24 protein-coding genes and 8 tRNA genes are annotated in these 26,031 nt (G+C 67.3%); 24 read left to right on the top strand and 8 right to left on the bottom strand.

All coding sequences use genetic code 11. The features are described 5' to 3' along the window. Positions 1-10: 10 nt before the first annotated feature. A tRNA-Val gene (locus tag ON43_RS38690) sits at positions 11-85 on the bottom strand. A 404-nt stretch (positions 86-489) separates the two neighbouring features. On the opposite strand from ON43_RS38690, the gene ON43_RS38685 reads away from it, so the two are divergent. From ON43_RS38685 to ON43_RS38675, 3 genes are all read left to right on the top strand, one after another. Then, positions 490-562, top strand: a tRNA-Gly gene (locus ON43_RS38685). A 23-nt stretch (positions 563-585) separates the two neighbouring features. Next, positions 586-656: transfer RNA gene (locus ON43_RS38680), tRNA-Cys, on the top strand. 29 nt (positions 657-685) lie between these two features. After that, positions 686-760: transfer RNA gene (locus ON43_RS38675), tRNA-Val, on the top strand. Between the two features lie 67 nt (positions 761-827). On the opposite strand, the gene ON43_RS38670 is transcribed toward ON43_RS38675, so the two are convergent. Further along, positions 828-1,376 (bottom strand): hypothetical protein, encoded by a 549-nt coding sequence (locus ON43_RS38670; protein ID WP_157514375.1) that lies wholly within the window; start codon positions 1,374-1,376, stop codon positions 828-830. Positions 1,377-1,528: 152 nt separating this feature from the next. Here ON43_RS38670 and ON43_RS38665 point away from each other — a divergent pair, with 152 nt between their 5' ends. The 10 genes from ON43_RS38665 (at position 1,529) to ON43_RS43165 (ending at position 12,940) form a co-directional block, all read left to right on the top strand. Continuing rightward, positions 1,529-2,008, top strand: a complete 480-nt coding sequence (locus tag ON43_RS38665) for a chorismate mutase (protein ID WP_157514374.1) — start codon at positions 1,529-1,531, stop codon at positions 2,006-2,008. Positions 2,009-2,050: 42 nt separating this feature from the next. Next, positions 2,051-2,713, top strand: a complete 663-nt coding sequence (locus ON43_RS38660; protein ID WP_040815647.1) for a putative DNA-mimic protein — start codon at positions 2,051-2,053, stop codon at positions 2,711-2,713. A 90-nt stretch (positions 2,714-2,803) separates the two neighbouring features. Then, the gene (locus tag ON43_RS38655; protein ID WP_040815646.1) at positions 2,804-3,559 is read left to right on the top strand and encodes a hypothetical protein; all 756 of its coding nucleotides are present in this window, start codon (positions 2,804-2,806) and stop codon (positions 3,557-3,559) included. 113 nt (positions 3,560-3,672) lie between these two features. After that, complete coding sequence (locus ON43_RS38650; RefSeq protein WP_167333499.1) at positions 3,673-5,229, top strand: serine/threonine-protein kinase; 1,557 nt, start codon at positions 3,673-3,675, stop codon at positions 5,227-5,229. Between the two features lie 27 nt (positions 5,230-5,256). Then, complete coding sequence (locus ON43_RS38645; RefSeq protein WP_157514373.1) at positions 5,257-6,498, top strand: DUF7373 family lipoprotein; 1,242 nt, start codon at positions 5,257-5,259, stop codon at positions 6,496-6,498. 22 nt (positions 6,499-6,520) lie between these two features. After that, positions 6,521-8,089 carry a serine/threonine-protein kinase gene (locus ON43_RS38640; protein WP_245568989.1) on the top strand — a complete coding sequence of 523 codons (1,569 nt, stop codon included), beginning with the start codon at positions 6,521-6,523 and terminating at the stop codon, positions 8,087-8,089. 27 nt (positions 8,090-8,116) lie between these two features. After that, entirely contained in the window at positions 8,117-9,550 is a 1,434-nt protein-coding gene (locus ON43_RS43170) for a serine/threonine protein kinase (protein ID WP_051179926.1), read from the top strand. Next, positions 9,547-10,803, top strand: coding sequence for a DUF7373 family lipoprotein (locus ON43_RS38630; RefSeq protein WP_040815642.1), 1,257 nt, complete (start codon positions 9,547-9,549; stop codon positions 10,801-10,803). The genes ON43_RS43170 and ON43_RS38630 overlap by 4 nt, the downstream gene beginning before the upstream one ends. After that, positions 10,800-12,317, top strand: coding sequence for a serine/threonine-protein kinase (locus tag ON43_RS38625; protein ID WP_051179925.1), 1,518 nt, complete (start codon positions 10,800-10,802; stop codon positions 12,315-12,317). The genes ON43_RS38630 and ON43_RS38625 overlap by 4 nt, the downstream gene beginning before the upstream one ends. 98 nt (positions 12,318-12,415) lie before the next feature. Beyond that, entirely contained in the window at positions 12,416-12,940 is a 525-nt protein-coding gene (locus tag ON43_RS43165; RefSeq protein WP_051179923.1) for a hypothetical protein, read from the top strand. Positions 12,941-12,952: 12 nt separating this feature from the next. On the opposite strand, the gene ON43_RS38615 is transcribed toward ON43_RS43165, so the two are convergent. Continuing rightward, positions 12,953-13,447: a DUF6924 domain-containing protein gene (locus ON43_RS38615; protein ID WP_373283527.1), complete on the bottom strand. Its 495-nt coding sequence runs from the start codon at positions 13,445-13,447 to the stop codon at positions 12,953-12,955. A 372-nt stretch (positions 13,448-13,819) separates the two neighbouring features. On the opposite strand from ON43_RS38615, the gene ON43_RS38610 reads away from it, so the two are divergent. Then, the gene (locus ON43_RS38610) at positions 13,820-14,890 is read left to right on the top strand and encodes a fused (3R)-hydroxyacyl-ACP dehydratase subunits HadA/HadB (RefSeq protein ID WP_245568987.1); all 1,071 of its coding nucleotides are present in this window, start codon (positions 13,820-13,822) and stop codon (positions 14,888-14,890) included. Between the two features lie 91 nt (positions 14,891-14,981). On the opposite strand, the gene ON43_RS38605 is transcribed toward ON43_RS38610, so the two are convergent. Beyond that, the gene (locus ON43_RS38605; protein ID WP_040815641.1) at positions 14,982-16,715 is read right to left on the bottom strand and encodes an N-acyl-D-amino-acid deacylase family protein; all 1,734 of its coding nucleotides are present in this window, start codon (positions 16,713-16,715) and stop codon (positions 14,982-14,984) included. Positions 16,716-16,843: 128 nt separating this feature from the next. Between ON43_RS38605 and ON43_RS38600 the strand changes: the two genes are divergently transcribed. Further along, positions 16,844-17,056, top strand: coding sequence for a hypothetical protein (locus ON43_RS38600; RefSeq protein WP_157514371.1), 213 nt, complete (start codon positions 16,844-16,846; stop codon positions 17,054-17,056). On the opposite strand, the gene ON43_RS38595 is transcribed toward ON43_RS38600, so the two are convergent. Further along, positions 17,029-17,520 carry an anthrone oxygenase family protein gene (locus tag ON43_RS38595; RefSeq protein WP_040815639.1) on the bottom strand — a complete coding sequence of 164 codons (492 nt, stop codon included), beginning with the start codon at positions 17,518-17,520 and terminating at the stop codon, positions 17,029-17,031. The genes ON43_RS38600 and ON43_RS38595 overlap by 28 nt on opposite strands. Before the next feature lie 157 nt (positions 17,521-17,677). Here ON43_RS38595 and ON43_RS38590 point away from each other — a divergent pair, with 157 nt between their 5' ends. Together ON43_RS38590 and ON43_RS38585 are read left to right on the top strand one after the other, a co-directional pair. After that, positions 17,678-18,169: a MarR family winged helix-turn-helix transcriptional regulator gene (locus ON43_RS38590; RefSeq protein ID WP_218003496.1), complete on the top strand. Its 492-nt coding sequence runs from the start codon at positions 17,678-17,680 to the stop codon at positions 18,167-18,169. A gap of 426 nt (positions 18,170-18,595) precedes the next feature. Then, positions 18,596-19,465, top strand: a complete 870-nt coding sequence (locus tag ON43_RS38585) for a DMT family transporter (RefSeq protein WP_040815637.1) — start codon at positions 18,596-18,598, stop codon at positions 19,463-19,465. Positions 19,466-19,534: 69 nt separating this feature from the next. On the opposite strand, the gene ON43_RS38580 is transcribed toward ON43_RS38585, so the two are convergent. Further along, on the bottom strand, positions 19,535-20,725 hold the full coding sequence (locus tag ON43_RS38580) for a glycosyltransferase (RefSeq protein ID WP_040815636.1): 1,191 nt from the start codon (positions 20,723-20,725) through the stop codon (positions 19,535-19,537). Positions 20,726-21,027: 302 nt separating this feature from the next. Here ON43_RS38580 and ON43_RS38575 point away from each other — a divergent pair. The 4 genes from ON43_RS38575 (at position 21,028) to ON43_RS38560 (ending at position 21,575) form a co-directional block, all read left to right on the top strand. Then, positions 21,028-21,100, top strand: a tRNA-Gly gene (locus tag ON43_RS38575). 14 nt (positions 21,101-21,114) lie between these two features. Next, positions 21,115-21,189 (top strand) — tRNA-Val (locus tag ON43_RS38570). A gap of 221 nt (positions 21,190-21,410) precedes the next feature. After that, positions 21,411-21,483, top strand: a tRNA-Gly gene (locus tag ON43_RS38565). A 17-nt stretch (positions 21,484-21,500) separates the two neighbouring features. Continuing rightward, positions 21,501-21,575: transfer RNA gene (locus tag ON43_RS38560), tRNA-Val, on the top strand. A 56-nt stretch (positions 21,576-21,631) separates the two neighbouring features. Here ON43_RS38560 and ON43_RS43160 read toward each other — a convergent pair. Beyond that, positions 21,632-22,003 (bottom strand): hypothetical protein, encoded by a 372-nt coding sequence (locus ON43_RS43160; protein ID WP_157514370.1) that lies wholly within the window; start codon positions 22,001-22,003, stop codon positions 21,632-21,634. Positions 22,004-22,210: 207 nt separating this feature from the next. Between ON43_RS43160 and ON43_RS38550 the strand changes: the two genes are divergently transcribed. The 3 genes from ON43_RS38550 to ON43_RS38540 all read left to right on the top strand — a co-directional run bounded on the left by ON43_RS38550 (position 22,211) and on the right by ON43_RS38540 (position 24,916). Next, positions 22,211-22,522 (top strand): hypothetical protein, encoded by a 312-nt coding sequence (locus ON43_RS38550; RefSeq protein ID WP_040815635.1) that lies wholly within the window; start codon positions 22,211-22,213, stop codon positions 22,520-22,522. A gap of 152 nt (positions 22,523-22,674) precedes the next feature. Then, a complete protein-coding gene (locus ON43_RS38545) occupies positions 22,675-23,088 on the top strand; it encodes an effector-associated constant component EACC1 (RefSeq protein ID WP_157514369.1) in 414 nt (137 codons plus the stop codon). Between the two features lie 13 nt (positions 23,089-23,101). Further along, the gene (locus tag ON43_RS38540) at positions 23,102-24,916 is read left to right on the top strand and encodes a caspase, EACC1-associated type (protein ID WP_167333497.1); all 1,815 of its coding nucleotides are present in this window, start codon (positions 23,102-23,104) and stop codon (positions 24,914-24,916) included. Between the two features lie 454 nt (positions 24,917-25,370). Here ON43_RS38540 and ON43_RS45310 read toward each other — a convergent pair whose 3' ends face one another. Beyond that, the gene (locus ON43_RS45310) at positions 25,371-25,982 is read right to left on the bottom strand and encodes an endonuclease domain-containing protein (protein ID WP_157514368.1); all 612 of its coding nucleotides are present in this window, start codon (positions 25,980-25,982) and stop codon (positions 25,371-25,373) included. Between the last annotated feature and the right edge of the window lie 49 nt (positions 25,983-26,031).

Genomic DNA, 26,031 nt, shown 5'->3' with positions numbered 1-26,031 from the left:
AAGCCCCTTATGGTGGTTCTAGCTGGGATCGAACCAGCGACCCCTCGCGTGTGAAGCGAGTGCTCTCCCGCTGAGCTATAGAACCGTAGCTCCCGCCCTGGTGGGCGGTGTTCTCGGCGGCGTTTTCAGCGCTTCGAACGAGACAGAACTTTACACAGATCTGCGGCGTCGCACCAAATCGCGTGCGTATGGGCGAAAAATAGGGCTGCGACGGGCGGGTCTGTCGTGTCGCGTGGGGTTCACCGGATGGTCGCCCGCGGGCCATGGGCGGTTGGGGGTCGTGGGGTGGGATGAGGACGGCCCGCGTCGCGACCGGGCGGTCCCGCCGAATTCCGCGGCGGCCTCGTCCTGCGCTCGGCAGGCCGCGCCGGACTACACCGTTGTAGTTCATATTTACCCCCATCTACCAGGCGATTTGTTACCTGCGCAGATAGTCGGCTAATGTTCTACCTCGTCAGCGGGACAGCCGAGAGGCGCCCGGGACGAAATGCGGATGTAGCGCAGCTGGTAGCGCATCACCTTGCCAAGGTGAGGGTCGCGGGTTCGAATCCCGTCATCCGCTCGAGAGGCCAACACGGCCTGCTTGGCGGTGTGGCCGAGTGGTGAGGCAACGGCCTGCAAAGCCGTGCACACGGGTTCGATTCCCGTCGCCGCCTCTTCTTTACGAAGAGCAAAGAATAGACCCGCGCGATTAGCTCAGCGGGAGAGCGCTTCCCTGACACGGAAGAGGTCACTGGTTCAATCCCAGTATCGCGCACCAAGTTTCACCCAGATCAGGCCCGGCCCCCGCCGGGCCTTTCTGCATTTCCGAACTCGACACGGCCCGATCACTCACCGCCCACAGGCAACTCGGGTGGACAGTGCAGGCGAATCTCGTCGAGCACCAAGGCCGGTGAGAAGCCCGCCGCGCCGCCGATCAGGGGAATCTCCGACAATCCCATGATGCGATTCCAGCGCAGCAACGCGCGGACCCGGAACGAGCTGCGAGCGGCGAAGGCGGCGGGGTCCCGAAGTCGTACCTGGACCCGTCGATACGTCGCATGGTTTTGACGCATGCGGACCGACTGGACGTAGCGGATCTCCACCCAGTCCATCCAGCCATAATGCCTGGTATCCAGTCCCTCATCGGTCAGCACTAGCTCAGGGCCCCGGCGAACGAGCTTGATCGCGGCTCCCACGGCCAGCGGAGCACAGAGAACCGCGAAGGCGCCGAAGACATAGGCCGCCCGCACCCTGAGGATCCCTTCGAGACGGATATACCCGGGAGCTGCTAGTGAGGCGAAGACCATGAGAGCCAACAAAAGGCCCCAGAACATGACTGCGACAACCGCAAAGGATTTCGACGCATAGATCTCGGTGGGAGCGTTGCCGCCCATGGGTGCGAGTCTATTCGCGGTAGCGTGGCAGGGACGGAAGGACCGGGAAGTTGAGGAAACTTGCGATCGCTGCTGCGGCGGCAATGGTTCTGATGACAGGAAGTGCCGGTGCGGCTGCGGCGGAAGAGGATTCGGGATCGACGGATCGGCTGGTGGGATTGCTGATCGAACGGCTCGATACGGCCGATACCGTCGCGGCGATCAAATGGGCCGCCGCGGTTCGGGATGGCGGCGAGCCGATGATCGATGATCCGGCCCGCGAGGCGGCTATCTATGACGCGATGACCGCGCTCGGGGGCGAGCACCAGTTGCCCGCGGCGTGGGTGCGGAACGTGTTCGAGGGGCAGATCGAGGCCAACAAGATGGTGCAGCGGGGGCTGGTGGCGGAGTGGAGGAGCCAGGTGGTGACTGCGCCCGTTTCGGCGACGGATCTGGCCGGTATTCGGCCCGTTATCGATCGCGCCAATGTTGGGATCGTGGATGAATTGTCTGCTCGGCGAGGCGAGTTGGCGAGTGGGGATTGTCCGGCGAGGGTGACCGGTAGCGTGCTGGCCGTCGCCGGGGCACGGCACGTGGATCTGCTGCATCAGGCCGCGCTGGTTCGGGCCGCGTTGCCGCTGTGCGAGGCGTGATCGAGGAGTCGTCTGTCGGTCGGGCGGGTTAGGTTCGGCGGCATGGGATTGAGTGTGGCCACCGGTGGACTGGCCTACAGCATGGAGAACGGTGGCGATCCGGAGGATCTCGAGTGGCACGCCGGGCAGCTGCGGGCGCTGGGTGAATTGCTTGCCGGCGAGGGGATTCCGGCTCATGACGAGCCCACGGTGCAGGGAGCTGCGGTGTCGCGGGCTCGGACGTCAGGGATTCCGTATTCCTTCCTGCACTATCTGCGGCGCGCGTATGCCCGGGCCTACGAATATCCCGATCAGCCGCTGACCCCGGTTGCCGACGGTGAGCAGGCGTCCGATGATCCGGCCATCGAGGAGGTCGGGTGCACCTTCGACTGTCACCTGATCGTGCACTCGGATTGCGAAGGGTATTACGTCCCTGTCGAATTCGGCGACGTCCTGTTCGCCGATGAGGAGCTCGGCATACCCGGCGGCGGGATGGTCGGGTCAAGCACGGTGCTGATGCGCGAACTCGTCTATGTCGCACCATATTTGGGAATCAACCTGGTCGACGGGGTGCTCGCCGATGACGAGATCGATCGGATCTACGCGGCGCTGGACCAATCCGGCGAGGAGGCGCATCCGTTCGATCGGGAGCTGGAGACCTGGATCATTCTGTTCGAGGCGGCCAGGGTTTCCCTCGAGAACGGCACCCTCATCGAGTTCTGCTGAGGGCCAGCGCGTCCGCTCGCTTATCCGGCGCTTATTCGGCGTTGACTTCGGTGTTTCGCGCGCGCGTAGCATCGGGGGCGGGGAGGACGGATGGCGAAGAAGACGTTGTCGGTGACCGACATTGTGATTCTGGTGCTGATGTCGGCGGGGATTCTGGCCGGGATGCTCGGGCTGTTCGGGTTGCTCGACGGGCTGCGGGAAATCGCGGCCGCCGGTGGGGTGACCGTGGCCGTGGCTGTCTCGGGGCTCGTGTTGATTTTGGCGGCCAGAGCCTCGCTGCGGGGAGCGGCCGCGCGGCCGCCGAAAACCGCTGTGACAGCACAGAAGTCCGCTACCGAAGCCACAGCGCTGCGTCGGATACTGGTGGGCGTGCCCGTGCAGGGGACCGTGGACTTGGCGCTGCGGGCGACCGGGGCCGCTGTCGCACCACGCGCGTTGGATACCCAGGCGCTGTTGATCACGCTGATGCGGGCCGACTCGGCCGGGCAGTGGTATCGATTGTGGCTCCGGGCAGGGGGTTTGGAGACGATCACCGGCCGCGTCGTCTTGGATCCCGTGGACTATGCGGCGGCGACCTGGGAAGGCATCCCGCTCACCTACGCCTGTGCGCGTGCGCTCGACATCGCCGCGCGGCTGTCGCAACGGTACGACATCTGGCCGCTCACCGTCGGGATGGTGTCGATCGGCCTGGTCGCGGACCCCTCGGCGGGGGCCGCGCAGGCCCTCGGGACCGCGGATCGGGACGAGGTACTGGAGATCCTGCAAGCCGATGTGCTGGGTGTCCGCCTGACCGGCATCGAGCACATCCTGCGCCAAGTGCTGGCCGAAACCGGCGTACACAGCTGATCCCGACGCGCGATCGCCCACCTGCCTGACTCGCTGTGCCGGATAGGTTTTCCGGCAACCCTTTTCGAAGGCTCCACCAGCCGTTTATATTCAGCGGCAATCCGATGTTGATCGTGACACGGGATGATGGCGCGAGGCTGGGTGGCCTGGTGGTGAACGAGACGGACCCGTCGACGGCAGGACGGGAGCGGGGGAACAGCCTGATGGAAGTGGCCGACGGCATGGTCGTCGCCGATTATCGGATCGTGCGGCGGCTCGGCGGCGGTGGCATGGGCACGGTCTATCTGGCGCAGCATCCGAGACTCCCGCGCATGGATGCGCTCAAGGTGCTCAACGACCGCCACGACCGCGATACCGAATTCCACGCCCGCTTCCTGCGCGAGGCGGAAATGGCCGCGCGGCTGCACCATCCGAACCTGGTCGCGGTGCACGACCGTGGCGAGCACGACGGCCGCCTGTGGATCGCGATGCAATACATCGACGGCGGCGACCTGGCACAGTTGATCCACCGTGGCCCCCAGGTGCTGACCGCCGAGCGCGCGGTGCGCATCCTCGGCGAGGCCGCCCACGGTATCGACGAGATCCACCGCGCGGGTCTGCTGCACCGCGACGTGAAGCCCGCCAATATTCTGTTGGCCACCAACGCCGACGGCTCGGATCGTGTGCTGGTCACCGACTTCGGTATCGCCCGCCCGGCCGAGGACACCGAGGCCGACAGCGGCGGCCTCGCCGCCACCCTCGCCTACGCCGCGCCCGAACTGCTCGGCGGTGGTCCGGTCGATCACCGCGCGGACGTCTACGCCCTGGGCTGCACGCTCTACCAGATGCTGACCGGCTCGGTCCCGTTCCCGCGCACCAGCAGCGGCTCGGTGATGTACGCGCACCTGCATCAACCGCCGCCGCGGCCCTCTGCCGTGAATCCGCGCGTGCCCAGGGATTTCGACGCCGTCATCGCGACCGCCATGGCGAAGAATCCGGCCGACCGCTTTGCCAGCTGCTCCGACCTCGCCGCCGCCGCGCACGCCGCCTTGGCACCCGCTCCCTCACGTCGCCGGGCCAGGCTGCTGGCCGCGACCGCTCTGGTGGTCACCATCGTTGTCGCCGCCGCGATCATCGGATTCACCTCGCGCACAACCGAGTCGCAGGCCCGCCCGGTCCGGATCCCGGTGACCGGTTCGATCGACGGCTCGCAGTGGGGCGCATTCGCCTACATCGCGCAGGCTTTCCCCGATCTGCTGCCGGGCTTCCCGTACGGATCGGGATATCAGCAGTTGTCCGGGTGCGTCGCGCAGGACCCCAATTCCAAGAGCGTCCCCTATGACACTTCGCTGCCGGTCGGCGAGCTGTTCTGCCTCGGCGACCACGACCCGGCCATCGACGTGTCGATCACCTGCAACGCCGACCGCACCGTCATGCAGCCGGTGCCCAGCCTGGCCGACTATCCCGAGGGCGACGAGGCCTGGACCCGGCCCTCGGGTTCGGGGCATTTGTTCTGGGGCCACACCACTTTCGAGAACAGCGGCAGCAGTGATCTGGATGGCCGAACCACGGGGGTGCTGGATCTGTACTTCGACCGCGCGGACCGGAACTTCTGCCGGATCCAAGTCGTCGGGCTTCCCACGACCGGCGCGGAACTTCGCGCCGCCTGGTGGCCCGGCGCACCGCTCTGACAGGCGGTCGAGACCGTGGAAACGATGATGAGAACACTGAGAATCGCCTTCGGGGCGGCGATCGCGGCGACGCTGCTGAGCGGCTGCACGATCGATGGAAAACCATTGGCGCACAACCCGGATCTGGCAGCGCTGGACACCGGACGCTACGGCGTCGATCCACTCGAACCCCCGACCGGCACCGAAGCAACCGGCCGCGTGCTCGAATCCGCCCGGATGGCCGAGGCACTGCTGGATCCGGCCCAGATCGATGCCACGCTCGTCCATTCCCCGACCGGTATCGCGGTCGAGCTGATACCCACGCCGTCCCGGGCGGCCATGCTGCTCGCCGAACCGGTGCGCCCGGTGTTGCAACGGCACGGGATGGTCGCCGGAGCCATGGTCGGCGGCAGCGACATCGACGGCGGCGTCTACGGCCTGGAGGTCGGAAAGGGCCGGGCCCTGGTCGCATTGGTGATCCGATTTCCCGACGCCACGGCCGCCCAGCAGGCCGCCACCGAGATCGACGCCGTCGATACCGCCGTCAACCGCGACAATGTCGCGGTTACCATCCCGGATCATCCTGGCGCACACGCTCATTGGCGGCCGACGGTCCCGACCCTGGCGGCGACCCTCGCGCAGGACAACTACGTGATCAGCCTCTTGATCGGCCACACCACTCCCGACCTCACCATTCTCACGGGGCTGGCGCGCAAGGCCTTCGACGCACAGTCCCCGCTGCTGCGCGACTTCGAGCCGACGCCCGAGGACCGGCTCGCGGCCCTGCCGTTGGATCCCGACCGAATGGTGCGATTGATGGTGCCGGACGCACCCGGCCGCTGGATGTATCCGGGTGTCGTCTCCCTCACCGAGCATCGGCACGCCGGCTGGGACACCGATCTGATCAGTACCGGCGTCTCGTACGGCCCACGGGCGACGTTGTTGTACCGCGGCCCCGAGGACAAGGAGCGAGGTCCCGCGCCGGAGGCCATGGTGACCAATGGATTCGCGATCGTGCTCCGCTATTCGGATCCGGTCGCGGCGCATCGGCGGCTGGAGAAGAGCCGCGCCACCGATGCGGCCGACACCACCCTGCGCCCGGTCGATCCGCCCGCCGGTACCTCCGATGTCAGCTGCTACCAGAACCTGAAGCCCGATTTCACCGGCATGTCGAACTTCATCTGCCGGATGCAGTACGGGCGCTACAACTCGGTCGTGCTCGGTCGTGACGCGACCGGCGCCAGCCAGCGGGCCGCGGCCCAGTACGCCCTGCTGACGAGCGGCGGCTGAAATGGCGACGAACGAACTTCTGGTGGCAGGAACCCTTTTCGCGGGATACCGGATCGAACGCGTGCTCGGCCGCGGCGGCATGGGCACCGTCTATCTGGTGAAGCATCCTCGTCTGCCGCGCTTCGAGGCCCTCAAGGTGCTTCCCGCTGACTTCGGCAAGGACTATGAGTATCGGGCCCGATTCGCCCGTGAGGCCGAAATCGCCGCGCGCCTGGACCATCCGAATATCGTCGCGGTGCGCGACCGCGGCGAGACGGACGGCTGCCTGTGGATCGCCATGCAATTCGTCGACGGTTCCGACGCCGCCGCGCTGGTCGGCCGGTATCCCGGCGGGTTGCCGCCGGCGCGAGCGCAGCACATCCTCGAGCAGGCCGCGCACGGGCTCGACGAGGCGCACCGGGCAGGCATGCTGCACCGCGATATCAAACCGGCCAACCTCATGCTGGAGTCAAGACCGGACGGACTCGATCGGGTGTATGTCTCCGACTTCGGGATCGCGCGCGTCATCGCCAAGTCGACCGAGCTCACCGAGGCCGGGGCGGTGATGGCGACCGTGGCCTACGCCTCACCCGAACAGTTGAGCGCGGCGGTCCTCGATCATCGCGCCGACGTGTACGCCCTCGGTGGCACGCTGTATGAATTGCTCACCGGTGCAAAGCCTTTCCCGCGCGCGAATGTCGCGGCGGTGATGCAGGCCCATCTGATGGAGCCGCCGCCGCGCCCCAGCGCGGTGAATCCGGCCCTGCCCGCCGCGATCGACGCGGTGATCGCGCGGGCGATGGCGAAGCGGCCCGCCGATCGCTACTCGTCGTGTGGCGAGCTCGCGCGGGCTGCCGCGCACGCACTCGGCTCCAGCGGTGCGCCGACGCAAACAACCACCGCCACAGCACGACTGAGACCACGTCGAACGGTCACGCTCCGGGGGCTGCGAACGAATCTCGCCGGAGGGCAGCCGGGTACGCGGCCGAGAGGACGTCGGGCCCTGGTCGGCGCGGTGGGCGCGGCAGCCCTGTTGGTCATCGCCGGAATTGTTGCGCTGACGCATGATTGGAACGAATCAGGCTCCATCGGTGCGCCGTCCTCGCTCACCCTCACGCCGAGTGCCCCCACCTCGACGACCGGTAGCCCGGTGGCCTGGGGTGCCTATCAGTTCGTGGCTCAGGCCTTCCCGAACCTGCTGCCCGCGGCCCCGATCGCCAGCGGCTATCAGGGATTGCGGTGCGAACCCATCGACCAGGAGGGCGACCGGCTCACGCTCACCCAGCCGCTGGGAACCATTGCGTTCCTGCGTTGCGGGGGGAACAAGAGTCCAGTCACGATGCTGGTGGCCGCCTGCAGGGTGAATCGCGCTCCCCGGGAGTTGCCGGACATCGAGACAGACATCACCTTGTTGCGGAACGAACCGTGGGACCGGCCCACCGGGCACGGGGTGGTCCGGGCATACACAGCGGGCGCCTACGGCGGCGGCACCGAGGGTTTCCTACTGATCCACTTCGATGATCCGGCACGGAATTTCTGCTCGATCACGGTGACGGGTGGCACGACCGGCAACGACCTGTTCGATGGATGGTGGCGCGATGCACCCCTGTGACGCTGCGCGCGGGGCGAGGAAGGCCCAATGAACGAAGACACCACAACCAGGTTCGCCGACTACCGGATCGAGCGGCCGCTCGGTGACTCGACCGTGCGGACCTCCGGTGCGGACCCGATGAGCGAGACGGTCCTGGCCCGGCATGTGCGCGTGGATCGTGTCGACGATCTGACCGTATTGTCGCCGCGGTTCGGCGGCGACGAACGATTCCGCGAGCACTTCCTGGCGGTGGCGGAACTGGCCGCGCGGCAACGTCATCCGAACTTGGCAGTGGTCCGGGACGCGGGCGAGGAGAACGGGCGGCTGTGGCTGGCCAGCCAACATGTCGACGGCGTCGACGTCGCCGAGGCGATCCGGCGGGGCGGGCTGGATCCGGCCCGCGCGGTCCACATTGCCGGCGAGGTGGCCAAGGGGCTCGACGAACTGCATGCCAACGACTTGCTGCACGGCGACCTCGCACCCCGGTACATCCTGGTGGCCGAACGGCCGGGTGCGCCGGATGAGGTGGTGCTCACCGGATTCGGGCTGTCCCGGCCCACCGCGGATCCGGCCGCACTGACCTATCCGGCGCCCGAGCAGCTCGCCGGAGTGCCCGCCGACAATCGCAGCGAGGTGTACGCCCTGGGCTGTCTGCTCTCGGAGATGCTCACCGGCGTTCGGCCCGAGCCCGGCCGAACGCCGGTGCCGACGCAGCAGAATCCTTGGCTGCCGGTCGAATTCGATGCGGTAGTCGCGAAGGCGACGATGCCGGAGCCCGCCGGGCGCTACCCCGATTGCGTCTCGCTGGCGCAAGCGGCGGCGGACGCCGCGGGCATTGCCATGGTCGCCACCGTGTCACCGCGGCGACGCCTCCGACGTCGGACACTCCTCGTCGCCGCGGTGGCGATACTCGCCGCGGCCGCGGGACTGACGACGTGGCTGGTACCCGGCAAGGATTCCGCCGCGCCGCCGCGCTCGCGGCCGGTCACCGCCACCAGCAGATCACCGGAATTGAAAGCGGCGCTATGGGGCACCTATGCCTATATCGCCGACGCTTTTCCGAACCTGCTGCCGGTGTCCGCGCAGGGCCTCGGCGTCGGTTACCAGGAGCTGTTCAACTGCCACCCGGTCGACAAGTACGGCGATGATGTGTCTCTCTACGACCAGGCCCCGGTCGGCATTCTGTCGTGCTGGGGCAACCACGCCCCGGTGTGGGGTGTGAATCTGACGTGCAATGCCGACAAGTCGCCGCGGCACCCGCAAAGTCCGAACATGCAAGTCGAGGGCGACGAGCATTGGACCCGGCCGACCGGGACCGGATATCTGCGCTGGGGCACTTACCTTTCCGCCACCGGCAAGACCATGGCGGAGCTCGAGGTCTTCTTCGACAACCCGCAGGAGTCGTTCTGTCAGTTGGAAATCGTCGCCGAAACTCCCGCGAGCACGCTGCACGCCCAGTGGTGGCCGGGGGTATCGATATGAGCGGCACCGGGATTCGCCTGTTCGCCGCGTTCGCGGCCGCAGCCTCCCTGCTGCTGACGGGCTGCTCGGTACCCGGGCACCCGCGCCCGGCCACACCGGACCTGACCGCTCTGGACGTCGGCCCGTACAGCACCGAGCCGCTGGGCGCGGCGCCGGTCGGCACCGAGGCCGACGGTCGAATCCTCGAATCGGTCCGGATGGGCGAGGCGGTGATCGATCCGATCGAGGCCGATCCGACGCTGGTCTACGGCCTGGGCTCCAACCCGTCGGTGCCCATTCCGTCGGCCGAGAAGGCGGTGTACCTGGCCGCGCCCGGCCGCGCGGTGCTCGCCAAGTACGGCATGCTGGCCGGATTCTCGGTCGGTGGCGCGGATTCGGAGATCGAACCGTCCGTCGCTGTCGGTCATGCCCGGCTGTTGACCGTGATGATCATCCGCTTTTCCGATGCGACCAGGGCCCAGCGGGCCGCGGCGGAGATCGACGCCGTGGACGCGGCGGTCAGCCCCGACAACGTGGCGGTGTCGATCCCGGATCATCGTGACGCGCATGCGCATTGGCGGCCGACCGTGCCGACGCTGGCCGCGACCGAGGCCCAGGACGCCTATGTGGTCACCGTTCTCGCCGGATATCCCACCACCGATCCGGGTGCGCTCACCGGACTCGCCCGCAACGCGCTCACCGCGCAGGCGACCCGGTTACGCGACTTCAAGCCGACACCGGTGGGCGCCTTCGCCGCCCTGCCGCTCGACACCGACGGCATGCTCGCGCGCATGCTTCCGGAAGCACCCGGCGTCTGGCCGCGGCCGGCGGTGATCGCCCTCAACGTGACGGCGAATGCCGGATGGACAGCAAAGCTGTTCCCCTACGGCCTCGTCTACGGCCCGCGGGCCGCACATCGCTGGGGCGGCTGGAAGAAGGGTGATCCCGATCCCGATGGCGGCCATACGATTATCGCGGTGCGCGGCTACGACATCCTGGTCCGCTTCAAGAGCCCGGCGGCGGCTCGCAAGGAATTCACCGATACCGCCGACGAGGCGAAGGAGTCCGGCATGCGGGTCGCCCCCACCCCGGCGGGAATCCCCGACGTCCGCTGTCTGGAAGGGGTGAACGATTCCCGCTATGCGGTCAGATTCGCCTGCCGGGCCCTCTACGGGGCCTATGACGTGCAGACCTACAGCCGCTCGCTGGCCGACGCCCAGCACCGGATCGCGGCACAATACGCGCTGCTGGTACGAGCGGAGTCGGACAGATGAGCGGAAAGCTGTTGCCCGGCACCGACTTCGCCGGATACCGGATCGAGCGGCTGCTGAGCGAGGGCGGGATGGGTACCGTCTATATGGCGCGCCATCCCCGGCTGCCGCGCTGGGATGCGCTGAAGATCCTGTCGGCCGAGCATTTCGCCGATCCCGAGTTCCGGGCCCGATTTCTGCGCGAGGCCGATCTGGCGGCGCGCCTCAATCATCCGAATATCATTGCGGTGCACGACCGTGGCGTGTCCGACGGGTGGCTGTGGATCGCCATGCAGTACGTGCCCGGGGCCAACGGCGCGGAGCTGGTCGCGCGTGGACCGCTGTCCGCCGAGCGCGCCGTGCACATCGTGGAGCAGGCGGCGCGCGGATTGGACGAGGCGCATCGCGCCGGAATGGTCCACCGCGACGTCAAGCCGGCCAATCTGCTCATCGAGGAGCGTGCGGACGGAACGGATCGAGTACTGGTGAGCGACTTCGGGATCGGCCGCAGCGTCGCCGATTCCACCGCGCTCACCGCCGCCGGGACGGTACTGGCGACGCTGGCCTACGCTGCGCCGGAACAGCTCGTGGGTGAGCGTGTGGATCACCGCGCCGATGTATACGCCCTCGGGACCACGTTGTATCAGCTGTTGACCGGCTACGTTCCGTTTCCGCGTGCGTCGGCGGCCGAGGTCATCGAAGCCCATCTCAGCGAGCCGCCACCCCGGCCGAGCTCGCTGCGCGCGGACCTGCCGCCGGCGCTCGATTCGGTGATCGGCCGCGCCATGGACAAGGACCCCGATCGGCGATATCCCTCATGCGGTGAACTGGCGGCGGCCGCGCGGGCCGCGTGCGCCCCCGCGCCGGAGGCGGTTTCGCCTCATCGGTTCTCCAGGGGCCGACGCCTCGGCCTGTCAGTGGCCGCCGTGGCCGTGGCGGCCGCCCTCGCCGCGGCGACAGCCGTTGCGATGCACCGTCATTCGACTACCGGTCCGGGACAACCGGTGCCGGTCGCCTCAGCCACCGTAACCACAACGGTATCCCAATCGTCGACCACCTCCGCGACACCCACCGCCAACTGGGGCAGTTACGCCTTCATCCCCCGGGCGTTTCCAGGCCTGCTGCCCGCGTCACCGGACGCCGCCGGGTATCAGGGCATACGCTGCGCGGCCATCGACGACGCCGGAAAACCGGCGGACATGACGGTCCCCGTATCCGACTTCGCGATGCTGGCCTGCAATGGTGACAAGCAGCCGCTGGTGCGATTGCGGGTCGGGTGCAAGACCAATCGCGAACCCTTGAAGCCGACGAAGCTACCGGACGACACCATCACGGATGGCTCGCAGGCGTGGACACGGCCGACGACCAGCGGCTGGATGACGTGGGGGCATTTCTTCGACTCCGACAAGACCAAATCCGCGGGCATGCTCGCCATCGACTTCAACGACAGCGGCCGTTCGTTCTGCGAACTGCTCGCTTTCTCCGAAGGCAATGCGCAGGCGCTGGTCGACGGCTGGTGGCCGGGAGTGCCGCTCTGAAGCTCCGGTAATGGCCGACCGCAAGGAATTCGATAGAGAGTCATAAGCCCCCGCCCGTACATTCGTTCGGAGTATCCCGCCGAGAGACTGGAAAGGCCATGGCACTCCGCATATCAGGTCGCGCGATCACCAGCGACCGCACTCCCGAGACCGCGCACCTGGTGCCCGGTCCCGGCGGTGGCGCGTGGGCGCTGAGCTGGCTGCCGGGGTGGGATCTGACCCGGGAGCAGGCGATCGACGGGATGGCGCTGGACGAGATGCTCAGTGATCCCTCGGCCATCGACCGGGAGTGGGCGCTGGAGATGGCGGAGCTGCGGGCCGAGTCGCTCGGGATGGGGCTCGAGGATGTCGTGGTGCGGTTGTGCGCACGGATCATCGAGCGCGACCGGATGCACGGGGCTCACCGGCAGACGGGGGCGGACCGTTCCGAGGGGGAACCGGCGGGGCGGTCCCCTCTCGGAGACGGTGAGGCACAGCGCATTTGGGGATATGTGCGCGGGAGATTGCCGCGGCCGCGTTGGGGTGAGCGGGTGCAGGGCGCCAGGGCGACCGCGCGAAAGGTCATCGTGGCGATGCTCTGGGCGCGGTATACGCGGCGGTGCGCGAATTCCGCTGGGCGCTAGGGCCGAATTCGACTATTCGGCGTCCTGGTTGTCAGCCAGATCTTCGACGCGTCCGTAAAGCAGGTGTTCCCGGCGTACCCCGTCGTCGTCGACCCCCTCGGCGAAGTCCTCCCAATCCATGTTCGAGATCGAGAGGTTGTTTTCGATCTCCTGGATCGTGTGTGGAAGGGCACGGAACGATCGCCCGGCGGGTCGGCCCGGCCAGTTGTCGTCCGGGCTGGGCTTCGAGCCGAGATCCACGACCAGAACCGGGTGCTCGGAAGATCGAATCGTGGTCTCGTCGACGACCAGCAGCAACGAATGCTCGCTGTCGACCGGCATGCGCTCCAATAGCTCGGTGGCCGACAAGCCGGCGAACGCTCGGTCATCGACAAACGTCACATCGGCTTCGAACTCATCCGGTGTCACCCAGCCGATCCCGGCCTTCACCCGCTCCCAGGCCGCCTGATCGGAGAAATCGGTTCGGACCACCGGCACGGCAGGCGTTTCCGGAAAAGTTGTCGTCATGCCCTACACCCTCGCAGCGTCGGCCCACCGGCTCAACTGCCGGTTGTTCGCTGCCAGAGCGAGGATGCGCACTGTGCCTGCGCCTCATCTCCGATTTCCCGCGAGAAGGAATATGGAGCAGGCCCGGCTTCTCGACTTCAGCGTGATGGATGATCGGGACGGCGGCGGCTGACATCCCCTGCATTGGTCCGGAATCGCAGCGGTGGCTATTCTCTGCGCATATCGCCACGCTGTGGCTCTGCACACCGCCGTACCGCGGCCGCCCGCTCGACCTCGATGGATCGTGGGCGTGGGCGGCGGGGTCACCGCGGACTCCCCCTCGATCTCGGTGCCATTCCGCCAGTTCACATCCGATACCGCAGAGGGGTTGTCTTGAGCATTCTGGAATCCGACGCTGTGCCTGTGATGACCGATCCGGTCAGGCCCGCGATCGCCGATCCGATCGAGCACGCGGCCTCGATGGTGGATCGCCGGTTCCGGCTCGACTCCTATTACGAGGTCGGCCGGGAGAAGGTGCGCGAATACGCGGCCGCCGTACAGGACGACCATCTCGCGCACTGGTCCGAGGAGGCTGCCGCGGAACTGGGGTACCCGGCGCTGCTCGCCTCGCCGACGTTCCCGTCTCTGCTGGCCACGCCGGTGCAGCACGCCATGAGCGGCATGCTGACCGGATACGACCTGCGCGCCTCGGTGCAGACCGATCAGGTGCTGGATTTCCATCGCCCGATCCTGGTGGGCGATCGACTGACCAGCAATGTCGCGCTGCGCTCGGTCCGGCGGGCGTTCGGCGGGGACATGTTCGTGTTCGAGAACGTCATCACCGATGCGGACGGGGTGGCGGTGCTGACCGGATCCACCAGCGTCATCGGGCGCGCCGAGCAATCCGAGGATCATGTCGAAACGCATCGGCTGCTGGGTGAACTGGTGCATCGCGGGATGGACACGTTCCTGGCGCGGACGCCGCGCCGCCTGGCGCTGCCGGGTTGGGATCCGGTGATCGCGACCTACCGCAGCACCCGCTCGCGGCGGCTGGACACGGTCCACGTGGGAGACGAATTGCCCGGCAACACAATCCATCTCACGATCGGCGACCTGGTCCGCTACGCCGGAGTCGCGGGCGACGCGAACCCGATCCACTGGCACACCGAGGCCGCGCACCGGGTCGGGCTCGAGCGCGGGGTGGTCGCGCACGGCATGCTGACCATGGCCTACGGCGCGGGCTTCGTCACCTCCTGGCTCGGCGACCCGGGCGCGCTGAAGCAGTACAGCGTCCGCATGAGCAACCCGGTCTACCTCGCCACCGGCGGCACCACCGCCATCGACTACACCGGCAAGATCAAGTCGATCGACCCGGACACCGCCACCGCCGTAGTCGCGATCACCGCACTCAACGAGGGCCGCAAGGTCTTCGGCCGCGCCACCGCCGTCGTCCAGCTGAGCTGACCTCCCGCCCAACCACATCCACGTCCCCGCCACCGGGCAAGTCCGGCGGCGGGGCCGCAGGGCCTGCATGCTATTCGGCGAGTAATCCGGGTCAGGAGCGGATCAGGGAGCCGGGGCGGGCACCGGTGTCCTGGCCGTCGCGCAGGATTACCCGGCCGGAGACGATGGTGTCGCGGTAGCCCTCGGCGCGTTGGAGGAGGCGGCGGGCGCCGCCGGGGAGGTCGTAGGCGACGGCGGGTGGGAGCAGGCGGAGGGCCTCGTAGTCGATGATGTTGAGGTCGGCCTTCTTTCCCGGTGCGATCTCGCCGCGGTCGTGCAGGCCGTACATCTGGGCGGTGTCGAGGGTCATCTTGCGGATGGCCAGCGGGAGCGGAATGCGTTCTCCGCGTGCGCGATCGCGGGACCAGTGGGTGAGCAGGTAGGTGGTGTTGGAGGCGTCGCAGATGGCGCCGACGTGGGCGCCGCCGTCGCCGAGGCCGACCGCGGTGACCGGATGGGTCAGCATGTCGCGGATCGGATCCTGGGTGAAGCGTGAGTAATTCAGCAGCGGACGGTAGAACAGGGCGCGGCCGTCGCGGCCGAGCAGCTGGTCGTAGATGTAGCGGAACGGTTCGATGCCCGCACGGTCGGCGTCGGCGGCGAGGCTCGCGGCCGGGTCGGGTTCGTAGTCGGGCGGGTCGCCGAGGGTGAAGGTGCGATCCAGGCCCATGCTGATGAAGGCCATCGGATTGTCGGGCAGGTCGGCCTCGGTGAGGATGGTGTCGCGCAATGCCGGGTCGCGCAGTTCGGCGACGAGGGCGTCGAGATGCTGACCGGCGCGGGCGACCGCGGCCTGATAGGACGGACGGAACGAGAAGGGGTTGAAGGTCTGCAGACCGATGAGCAGCCCCAACGGTCGTGCGGAAACCTGTGGGCGCAAGGGGATTCCGGAGTCGAAGGCTTCGGCGGCGGAGTCCAGCAGTCGTTTCCAGTCGTCGGGTGCGCCGTCGTGTTGCAGCAGGCCGAAACTCACGGTGCGGCCGGTCTTTTCAGCCAGGCGCAGCATCCAGGAGAGTTCGCGGTCGGGGGCGGCGAGATCCTCGCCCATGATCCCGGCCGGAGCCAGCTCGAACACGCCGCGGCCCGCGTCGCCCAGCGCCTGGCCGATGCCGAACAGCTCCTCCTCGGCGGCGAAGGTGCCCGGCACCGGTTCACCGTCGATGGCGCGGTGCACGATGGTGCGGGAGGTCGAAAACCCCAGCGCCCCAGCCTCGATGCCCTCGCGCACCAGCTTGGCCATCATGCCGATGTCCTCGGCGGAGGCGGCCTCGTTCTTCGCGCCGCGCTCCCCCATCACATACGCGCGGACCGCGCCGTGCGGTACCTGGGTGCCGACGTCGATGGCCAGCGGCAGCTGTTCGAGGGCATCGAGGAATTGCGGGAAAGACTGCCAGTTCCAACGGATTCCGGTCGAGAGCGCCGCGCCCGGGATGTCCTCGACGCCTTCCATCAGGCCGATCAGCCATTCCCGCTTCTCCGGCGTGACCGGCGCGAAGCCGACGCCGCAATTGCCCATCACCACGGTGGTGACGCCGTGCCAGCAACTCGGGGTGAGCAGCGGGTCCCAGGTGATCTGACCGTCGTAATGCGTGTGGATGTCGACGAATCCGGGCGTCACCAGCAGACCGTCCGCGTCGATTCGCTCCTCCGCCTCGGCGTGCGCGAGTTCACCGGGCGCGGTGATCACGGCGATGCGGCCGTCCTGCACGGCGATATCGGCCCGGAAGGGTTCCGCGCCCGTGCCGTCGACGATCGTGCCATTGGCGATGATGAGTGAATAGCTCACGAGAGGTCCTAGCGGTGGGGTTTCGCTAACACTGCACAGACTAACTAGACATTACGTCTACCGAGTTCGGAATCGCGAGAATTCGCCGTGTTCAGCGCGTTCGCGGGCCGCAAATTATGGTGGATCCCATGAGGATTCGGCGGTGGCAGCGAGCCTATCTGGCCGCCGAATACGCGGCGTGGTTCGCGGCGCGGTATCTGCGCACGCAGTCGCTGTTCACCGCGTCGGTGGAGCACGCGGCGTACGGGATGATGGTGTTCTCGGTCGGGCTGGGGCGGCACTTCTATCACGGGGCCGCCCCGGCGGCGCGAATTCAGTTGGGGGCCACCAGAACCGGCTGACGGGCCGGGGCCTGGGCCGAGACGGCCACGGCGATGATGATCAGGAACGCCAGCAGCGCCGCGGTGGTGCGGGCGATGTGGAACAGCTCCCAGCGGTGCAGGAGCTGGGCGTAATCGGACGGGACCGGGCCGACGGCCCACTGCTTGATCTTGCCGTTGATGGGGACATTGCCGAAACGCGTGATCAGGAACGACGTCACCTCCAGCGCGAAAGCCGTTGCGGCCCAGCGGCGGACGAGTCCGGTGCTGTAGACGGCCAGCAGCAGGGAGGTCAGGGCGGCCAATGCCATGGTCGATTGCATGACCGGGCCGTTCACCTTCATGAGGGCGGTGTGGAACGTGAAGCGAACATCCAGCGGCACGGTCTTTAAGGCTTGGGCGACATTGATCAAGCCGTAACCGAAAGCGCCGCAAAGATATCCGGTGGTGAGCAGGGCGGCCGCGGTGAGCAGGCGGGTGCGCATGGGTGAGCCTTCCGTCATCAGATAGTTCAGACTTCCGAACTGTTCTGATTTTTGAACCTGTATCCTTGCTGTGTCAAGACAGAGTTCGAGATCGATCGGAGGGTTCGTGTCGCATATGTCTCGGCGACAGCGGGCGGCGGACACCACGGGCAGCCCCGTGAGCACCACCGGAACTCCGGTACGCCCCACCGGCAGTCCGGTGAGCGCCGAGGACCAGCGGCGACTGGAAGCGCTGGCGCCCCTCATCGCCACGCATTTCCGCCGCGCCCACGGCGATATGCCGCCCGCCCTCCGCGAATCCTTCGACGCCGACGGCCTCGGCAACCGCCACGGCGCGGTCCTGGCCCAGGTCCTCGCCGCCGGCAGCATCAGCGTCAGCGACCTCTCCCGCCGCCTCGGCATCAGCCTCACCAACGCGAGTCAACTTGCCGGAGAACTCAACCGAGCCGGCTGGCTCCAACGCCACAACGACCCCGCCGACAACCGCCGCACCCTCCTCTCCCTCCCCGAAGCCCGCAGCGAAGACGTAGCCGCTTTCATCACCCGCCGCTCCAACCCCCTCCTCCGAGCCATGACCCGCCTAACCCCCACCGAACGCGAAGGCTTCCTAGCCGGCCTCCAGGCTTGGTCCGAAGAACTCGACCTCTAACCGCCCGCCGATTCACCATCGAGCACCCGAATTCACCCCCGACCAACACACCCGAACCAGCCAGCACCACACGCCGATCACCGAGTGGCACACCAGCATGCCGAGCGGCACACCCTGGAGGGCTTTTGTCCGCTTTCTCCTGGATTGCGCCTCCAGGATGTGCCGCTCGACGAATCACGGCCGCGGCAGCCACTCGCCGCAGTCCGCGCCCCGGCTTCGGACGAAAGGGGCTGCAGCCAGCCATGTCGATCGATCCGCGCACGATGGCCGAGTGGCACATTCTGGAGGGTGATTGTCTGGTTTGTCCTGGATTTCGTCTCCAGGATGTGCCGTTCGTTGAATGTCTTCAGGGTGTGCCGCTCAGTGGATGGAGAGGCCGGGGGTCTGGCGACGGACCAGGGTGGGTGGGTCGGGCAGACTGGCCGGGTGAACCTACCTATCGCGGCTGTGGTGTGTGCTTTCGTGGGGGCTGTGTTGTTCGCTGTGTCGGCGGTGGCGCAGCAGCGGGCGGCGGCGGATGTGCCGGCGGGGGATGCGTTGCTGGCCAAGTTGATTCGGAATCCGCGGTGGGTGGCGGGGTTGATCGGGGATGCGGGCGGGTTCGGGTTTCAGGTGGCGGCGCTGGCCTTGGGGTCGGTGTTGGTGGTGCAGCCGATTCTGGTGACGGCGCTGGTGTTCGCGCTGCCGTTGGCGGCGCATTACAGCGGGCGGCGGGTGACGCGGGCGATGTGGGGGCAGGCGGCGGCGCTGTCGATCGCGTTGGCGTGCTTCCTGGTGGTGGGTGAGCCGACCGAGGGGGTGTCGGAGGCGCCGTGGCACAGGTGGGTGCTGCCCCTGGGGTTGATGGCGGCGGTGATCGTGGCGGGGATCGTGGTGGCCGCGACGGTGAAAGTGCCGACGCTGCAGGCGCTGTTGCTGGGTTCGGTCGCGGGCCTGCTGTTCGGGATCTCCGCGGCGCTCACCGAGAACGTCACCCAGCTGTTCGGCGATAGCGTCGCGACCGCGCTCACCAGCTGGGAGCTGTACGTGCTGGTCGCCTGCGGCATCCTCGGCCTGTATGTGCAGCAGCGCGGATATCAGGTGGGTCCGTTGTCGGCGTCCCTGCCCGCGTTCACCGTCGCCGAACCGCTGGGCGCGGCATTCCTCGGCATGACCGTCCTGGACGAGCGCCTGCGCAGCGGCCCGGTCGGCACCGCCTTCGTCGCGGCCTCGGTCGTGGTCATGTGCGTTGCGGCCGTGCGCCTTTCGCGCGCCCAGGCCGCTCCCCTGCCCGAGGCTCAGCCCGCCCTGGATTGAGCCGCCGCTCCAGCCGTGGGTGGGTCACCCCCGTGTCTGTGTGCGGCCGATACGCGCGCCGCCGGGAAGTCAGGATCCGGCGAGGGTGAGAATTCGTTCGGCGGAGCGGGTCGCGCCGTCGGTGCGGATGGTCGGAGCCAGGTCGCTGGCGGCGGTCTCGCGCATAAGGGCGTGGCCGAGCGCCGACAGCAGGGAGTCTCGGGTGACTTCGCCTGGGGCGTGGGCGAATCCGATGCCCAGCGTCCGCACGCGGTCGGCCCAGTAGTACTGGTCGAACCGCTGCGGAACCACCACCTGTGGCACGCCCGCGCGGGCCACGGCGGTGGTCGTGCCCGCGCCGCCGTGGTGCACGACGGCCGCGACACGCGGGAACAGGGCCGCGTGGTCGACCTCGCCGATCGCCAGGCAGTCGGGCGCCTCGTCGATCAGCCCGAGCTCCGACCAACCCCGCAGCACGATCGCCCGCCGCCCGAGCGCACGCGCGGCGTCGATGGCGGCGCGGCTCGCCTCCGCCGCCATATGCATGCTGCCGAAACCGAAGTACACCGGCGGCTCGCCCGCGGCGAGGAACTCCTCGATCTCGGCGGCGAGTGGGCTCCGATCGCGCAGCATCCACGCGCCCGGTTGCCAGACATCGAGATCCGATGGCGTAGGCCAGGGGCCGAGGACGGGGTCGGCGGCAAGCCATGGGTGGTCGGTGAAGATGTAGTCGCGGACATCGGCGACCGGGGGCAGGCCGTGGGCGGCACGGTGGGTGTCGAGAGGCTCCGACCACAGCGCGTTCCAGCGCTGGGCATCCTGCTTCCACTGCGTGCCGTTGTCGGCACTGGCGTCGACTCCGGGCCCCAGCGGAGGCGGCGGAAGCTGTTCGGAGGGAAGGGTATTGGCGGCGTACGCGACGTAAACGTACGGGATCCCACGCAGCTCGGCGATCGAGTGCGCCGCGATCTGCAGCGCCCCGCAACCAACCAGCACATCACAGTCGGAGGCCGCTGCGCCTACGGCGTCGAACTGATCGCCCACCGTCCCCGCGATCATCGCGCGCCGCTCCTCCGGCGTCGGCGGCGTCGTACGCGCCCCGGCCCGACTCACCTCTGGCCCGACCGGCACGAACTCCAGCCCGAACCGCTCGACCAGTCCCCGGAAATCCGGCGGCGCGCACAACCGCACCCGCGCCCCCAACCGCGTCAACTCCAGCCCCAGCGCCAGCATGGGCTGAACCTCACCCCGCGACCCGATCGTCGACAGCAGCACCCGCATCGAAACTCCTCCCGTCCGGCCTTCGACCAGCAGTTATAGCCCACCGCCCGCCCCTTGCCGCAAGCCCTCCCCCGCGCGGTATGGTGAAGTGGGAAGGAGATTCGGCAGCACGCCGAGTCTCCCTTTCGGTTTCCGCAGTCGGTGAGATTTCCGTCCCCTCGGCCCGTCGACCGCAGCCATTCCTCCCATCCCCGCCGCCGCGCCCGAATCACCCGGTTTTCCAGGCGATTTGCTATTACCACCCATCGGTAGGCTAATGTTCTGTCCCGCAAGCCGATCGGCCCACAAGCCCCGGTGAGCATGCGGATGTAGCGCAGCTGGTAGCGCATCACCTTGCCAAGGTGAGGGTCGCGAGTTCGAATCTCGTCATCCGCTCAGAACACAACTTTGCGCGATTAGCTCAGCGGGAGAGCGCTTCCCTGACACGGAAGAGGTCACTGGTTCAATCCCAGTATGGCGCACCATAGAAATCCCAGATCAGGCCCGGTTCCCGCCGGGCCTTTCTGCTGTCATACGGCAAGCCCCCTCGGTCGCCGGTGTCGCAGCGCTGCCGCAATCTGCTACTGAACCTCGCCGCCTGACACGCCCGGAAATCCAGGTTGTCCTGGCGATTTGCGTCAACCACCTACTTGTAGGCTAATGTTCTCTCCCGCAAGCCAATCGGCCCACAAGGCCGGGTGAGCACGCGGATGTAGCGCAGCTGGTAGCGCATCACCTTGCCAAGGTGAGGGTCGCGAGTTCGAATCTCGTCATCCGCTCAACGGGGGATTTACCCGCGCGATTAGCTCAGCGGGAGAGCGCTTCCCTGACACGGAAGAGGTCACTGGTTCAATCCCAGTATCGCGCACCATCGGAAGGCTGGTGGCCCGGTTTAGACTGGGCCACAACGCTTTTCAGCCCATGGCTTCAGTCGAAGTCCACCGGAGCCCACGACACCAGGTCTCGCAACGCCGGGTCGTCCGCCCGCCACGCGCGATACACCTTGTGCACGAGATCCATTCCCGCGAATCCGTTCGCCCCGCTGATTCGCGCGGCGTAGTGCTCGACCGGACTTCCGGCCCGGAACTCGACCTCGTAGTCCACGGACCCCTCCGAATCCACATAATCGAGCCGGACCTGGAAGTAGAACTGCCCCTCCGGTTCACGGTCGAGCCGGTCCACGATGGCGAAGCTCCAGCGCGCGTTCAGATCCGCGAACAGGTCGTAGACCTGGGTGTCGGTCGGGTCGTCCAGCGTCCGGCCACTCGCCTCGGACACACGAAGTTTCGGCGCATTCACCCCGGCAAGGCTAGTCCGCCGAGTGGCACGCCGGCGCGGGCAGATCGGGCATATCCCTCGGTGGTGTGCCACTCGGCGGAGCGTTGGGGGATTTCCCCTAATTCTGGCGGCGGCGGGCCGTTCCGCGGACGTCGATGATCGATTCCGGCTGTGTATCAGGCAGACTCGATGTCGCTAACGTCATACGAGCTACTCGGGAGTGAATGAATGCGCAAGATCCTGTCCTCCGCCGTGATGGCCGCCAGCGCCGCGGGCGCCCTGCTGGTGCTGCCCGCCGGCAACGCCTACGCCCTGTCCCCCGCCTGCCAGGGCGCCGCCGACATCAGCAACAGCTACGGCTCGCTGGGCCCGTACGGCGCGCAGCTGAAGGACGCCGCCAACCGCCTGCGCGCCCTCGACGCCACCGGTGACGAGAAGTGGGCCATCGACAACTACGCCAGCGCCCTCGAGTCGGGTGACAACTCGATGATCGGCGCCGCGATCCCGATCCTGAACGGCATCTGCCAGCGCGGCGCATAGCCGTCCAGCTTCCGCAGCGCATTTCGGGCCGGGTCGCCACATGGCGCCCCGGCCCGAAATGTCTCACCCGGGAATCCGAGGGTTGGATCGGCAACGCGCAGCCCGTGGGTGCGACCTAGAATTGCGGGACACTGTTCGCGGGGAGGATGCACGTGGCCGTTTCGATCACCATCTCGATCACCGATGCCGAGGATGATGTCGGCGAGCTGGGTTCGCTGTTCGAGGCGATCGTGGAGGACGACGATCTGCGCGTGGTCCGCAAGCAACTGGTCAGCGGGGCGCCGGATCCGGATGTGCTGGGCGCCGAGGACATCATCCGGCTGGTCGTGGAATCCGCGCCGCTGATGGGCGCGGTCACGGCGTGCGTGACTCACTGGTTGTCCACTCGCAGAACGAAATTCACGCTGAAGATCGGAGACAAGTCGATCTCGGTGAACGGGCAGGTCTCCGAGGACCTGGTTCGGCAGGCGCTGGAGCAGGTTTCGGCGGAGCAGAAGCGACTCGAGGGTGCGGAACCCGTCGACGACAACGGTCAGGAACCGGGGGATGCGGCTCCCCCACAGTGAACGCTCGCGGGCGGTGCTGATCGGAACATCCACGTACGCGGAGGATTCCGGCTTCGCCCCGGTACCGCAGGTCGCCGAGAACCTGACGCGGTTCGCAGCGCTGCTGCGGGAGCTGACCAACCTCACCCACATCGAGGTACTGGTCGATCCGGATGGCCCGGAGGACTTCGCCCGGGCACTCGAACCCGCTGTAGAGGCGGCCGAGGACCTCCTGCTGTTCTACTACTCCGGGCACGGCGTAACCATCGGTAACGACAGCACTGAACTGGCGCTCACCCACCGCGCGTCATCCCTACGCCGGCCGGGCTACTCGACGCTGCCCTACTCGGTGATCCGCGACGACATCCGATCCTCTCGCGCCGCAGTAAAAGTGGTGATCCTCGACTGCTGCCACAGCGGCAAGGCGTTCGGCCATGGTGCACTCGCCGGAGAGAGTGAGGGCGAGGCGCTTCGGAGTTACGCCGAGATCGAAGGCGCATACGTCCTGACGGCCGCCACCAGGTTCGCCGCTGCCCATGGGCCCGACGGGTGCACGGCCTTCACCGGCACAATGCTCCGCCTTTTGCGTACCGGCGATCCACACGGCGGTGAATTCCTGACCTTCACACGGCTTTTCGCGCTTCTCGACGCGGCACTCCGGAGTGCGGGATTTCCCCGCCCACGCGCTACGGGCCGCAACACCGCCGCCGAACTCGCGCTGGCCCGTAATGCGGAGTGGAGTTCAGCTCCCATCGCACCCGTCGAGGCGCGTCCGGTTCGTAGGCGGGCGAGGAGTTCACCGCTTGTTATCGAGCCACCAGTCATCGGCCCGCAGGCACCAGATGGTGTGTCCGAGGTGGAACTCCACCCTAGATGCCTCAGAACGATCAAGGCACCGGCACCGGTTCTCGCACTAACATTCTCCCCGTTCGGCGAACACCTGGGGTTGGTCTGTAGTGACGGCAGGGCCGTTGTCATGGACCTCTCGGGCCGGCCAATTCTCCCGGTACGGCATGGCCGCCGAGTCGTGCCTCGAACCGACTTGATTTTCAACCGCCGGAAAGTGATCGAGAGCCGCTCCACCTGCCACGATATCGACTTCACACGCGATGGATCCAGGTTCGCCACCGCCGTCGGCCAGGGTGCGGCCAAGCTGTGGGACGCCGCGACGGGCGATGAGGTAGCACAGCTCGCGAATATCGGCGCGGTGCACGGAGTTCGGTTCAGCCCGAACGGCAAACTGCTCGCCACGCTCGACGAGGGGCGCGTGTTGTTGTACGACAGCCAGAGTGGCGGCGATCCCCGGGCGGTCATCTCGACCTACGATTTCGCACGGTGCTCATTCAGCCCCGATGGGGCATTTCTCGCCACGACCACAAGGCGCGAAGGGGAGATCCGGATCTGGAATACGGACGGGGAAGACCAGTTCAGAGCAATAACCACGAACCGGGCATTCTGGCTGGAGTGGGATCCGCGTGGAGATCGATTCGTGACCATCGATATGGATGGCGACATCGCTCTGTGGGACATCCGCGCGGCAATACGTTCACGTGCCTTTCGTCACCGCGACTGGCGGAGGTCCGCGCATGCCTCGAAGGAGGCCAACAGCGCTCGAGGGGATGCGCGGTCGCTTACCTTCAGCCCCGACGGCCGACTCTTCGCGACCGTGACCGGCGACAACACCATCCGAATCTGGAACCCTGACACCGGCTCCTGCCTCCACACCATCACCCACGACACCATCACCACTCGCGCCGCCTTCAGCCCCGACGGCCGCCTGATCGCAACCTCAGCCCGCGACAAGACGATCCAGCTCTGGGAACTCAACCCGAGCGGAATCACCAACTGAGCCATTGACAGGTGATCAGCGGCGCCGCGACCACCACCGCCGCTTCGTCAACCGCGATTCATCCAAGGGAGCATCCGGCTCCTCGGTAGTCTTCGAATCCCATTCCCGCAGAAAGCGATCCAACTCGGCATAACGCGGATCCTCCGGCCCCACGATCTCATGCCCGTCCCCGATGATCCCACCTGGCCCGTGAACCGCCTTCGGAATGAGAATCCCACCCTCGACTCGCCGGGCATACGGGTATGGACGGTTCATCATCAGCCCCCCTTGTACGAATATCGCTGGTGCACCACCACATTGGGCGCACCCATCTCGGAAGCTACCCCGCCCGAATTGCCGCCAAATAAGCCCCCGATACTCATCCCCCACCCCACCCCCCCATCGAGCGGCACATGCTGGTGGCGAAATCCGGACAATACGATCAATTCCCCTCCAGGATGTGCCGCTCGGCAGGCTAGGGGCGGTAGCCGCGGTCGAGGAGGGCGGAGCGGACTTGGTCGACGAGGTCTCGGGGGTGGGCGGCGAGGAGGGTGGCGTTGGTTCGGATTACGAGCCAGCCGAGGGCTGCCAAGTCGTTGTGGCGGTCGAGGTCTCGGGTGCGTTGGCGGGGATCGGTCCAGTGTTGGGCGCCGTCGTATTCGATGGCTACCTGCCAATTGCGGTAGCCCATGTCGAGGCGGGCGATGAATGCTCCGTGGTGAGAGACGACTATCTGGGTCTCGGGTTTCGGGAGGCCCGATCGGTGCAGCAGTAGGCGGGTCATGGTCTCCGGGATGGATTCCGCGCCGGCGTCCGCGTATGGCAGCAGGCTCAGCAACCTCCGGCAGTTCCGTGCTCCCGGATACCGCGTCGTGAACTCTTCGACCTCTTCGAGCTTGACTCCTGTTGCACGACAGATCGAATCGATCAGTGCGATGGCAAGGTCACCGGGGACCGATCGCCCGAGGTCGTACACCGTCCGCACCGGAGTGGCGCATCGCAATCCATCCACCAGGCAAACCTCGTCCTCGGCAATGACATCCCGATGCACCAGCACGCCTTCCAGCCCCCGCGTCCGACGCGGCACCGCAATCTCAACCGGCCTGTCATCCATCCAAAGCGCCCCATGCATCACC

Origin of the sequence: Nocardia concava NBRC 100430 (genome assembly GCF_000308815.1) — a bacterium.
Classification (GTDB): Bacteria; Actinomycetota; Actinomycetes; order Mycobacteriales; family Mycobacteriaceae; genus Nocardia; species Nocardia concava.
The sequence above is the reverse complement of the archived record's forward strand: the minus strand, read 5'-3'. Positions and strand labels throughout refer to the sequence as shown.

Bases quoted from the DNA above. Each gene is read 5' to 3' on its own strand.
- ON43_RS38670 (WP_157514375.1), bottom strand. From the start codon at position 1,376: ATGGGCGGCAACGCTCCCACCGAGATCTATGCGTCGAAATCCTTTGCG.
- ON43_RS38660 (WP_040815647.1), top strand. From the start codon at position 2,051: ATGGGATTGAGTGTGGCCACCGGTGGACTGGCCTACAGCATGGAGAAC.
- ON43_RS38655 (WP_040815646.1), top strand. From the start codon at position 2,804: ATGGCGAAGAAGACGTTGTCGGTGACCGACATTGTGATTCTGGTGCTG.
- ON43_RS38645 (WP_157514373.1), top strand. From the start codon at position 5,257: ATGAGAACACTGAGAATCGCCTTCGGGGCGGCGATCGCGGCGACGCTG.
- ON43_RS43170 (WP_051179926.1), top strand. From the start codon at position 8,117: ATGAACGAAGACACCACAACCAGGTTCGCCGACTACCGGATCGAGCGG.
- ON43_RS38630 (WP_040815642.1), top strand. From the start codon at position 9,547: ATGAGCGGCACCGGGATTCGCCTGTTCGCCGCGTTCGCGGCCGCAGCC.
- ON43_RS38625 (WP_051179925.1), top strand. From the start codon at position 10,800: ATGAGCGGAAAGCTGTTGCCCGGCACCGACTTCGCCGGATACCGGATC.
- ON43_RS43165 (WP_051179923.1), top strand. From the start codon at position 12,416: ATGGCACTCCGCATATCAGGTCGCGCGATCACCAGCGACCGCACTCCC.
- ON43_RS38615 (WP_373283527.1), bottom strand. From the start codon at position 13,447: ATGACGACAACTTTTCCGGAAACGCCTGCCGTGCCGGTGGTCCGAACC.
- ON43_RS38600 (WP_157514371.1), top strand. From the start codon at position 16,844: ATGAGGATTCGGCGGTGGCAGCGAGCCTATCTGGCCGCCGAATACGCG.
- ON43_RS38595 (WP_040815639.1), bottom strand. From the start codon at position 17,520: ATGCGCACCCGCCTGCTCACCGCGGCCGCCCTGCTCACCACCGGATAT.
- ON43_RS38580 (WP_040815636.1), bottom strand. From the start codon at position 20,725: ATGCGGGTGCTGCTGTCGACGATCGGGTCGCGGGGTGAGGTTCAGCCC.
- ON43_RS38550 (WP_040815635.1), top strand. From the start codon at position 22,211: ATGCGCAAGATCCTGTCCTCCGCCGTGATGGCCGCCAGCGCCGCGGGC.